General features: G+C 48.8%; 1 protein-coding gene. It reads right to left on the reverse strand.

What is annotated here, in order from left to right:
* Nucleotides 1-366 precede the first annotated feature (366 nt).
* Nucleotides 367-551, reverse strand: a 185-nt coding sequence (locus tag ACYQ11_RS22110) for a hypothetical protein (protein ID WP_459926006.1), incomplete at its 5' end; no start/stop codon positions are given.

Here is a 551-nt window from a genome sequence, read left to right on the forward strand (position 1 = left end):
AGAACGCCTGGGTAAAAAGTAGAAAATTGATTTGCTCTTTCAAAAAGAAATGTTGTAAAGAAATCGGAGTTTGGGCTTTCTCCTGTTGAACCACTTTTCAAATTCACCCGCTGTCTCGTTCAGGGTGGCCCATCCGCTCAACCCTTGCGGCGGTTTCCGGCTCCTTCGTTCTCAGGGCGGCCCGCTCGTTCTAAGTCTTTCACGGCTTTGATCAACGTTTGGTTCTGGTTGTTCTTTGTCACACCTGGCATATTGTTCCCACGTTCTCCGGCATTGGGTTCATCACGTCTTGTTCCCAATCCATTCGCCATCGTGAGTCAATCTGCCAACAATTGCTTCCACCGGACCGGGCTACAGCTTGTCCCTTTAGGAAGTCTTTAGTTTTTCAACCTTTTTCGCCCATCGGCCCTGCGTCTCGATTCGCCGCCCGGCCGGTGAAGCACACGTTGGCAGTCGGACGAACGCCTGGTTAAAAAGTAGAAAATTGATTTGCTCTTTCAAAAAGAAATGTTGTAAAGAAAACGGAGTTTGGGCCTTCTCCTGTTGAACGA

This window comes from Desulfatiferula olefinivorans, from assembly GCF_054657895.1.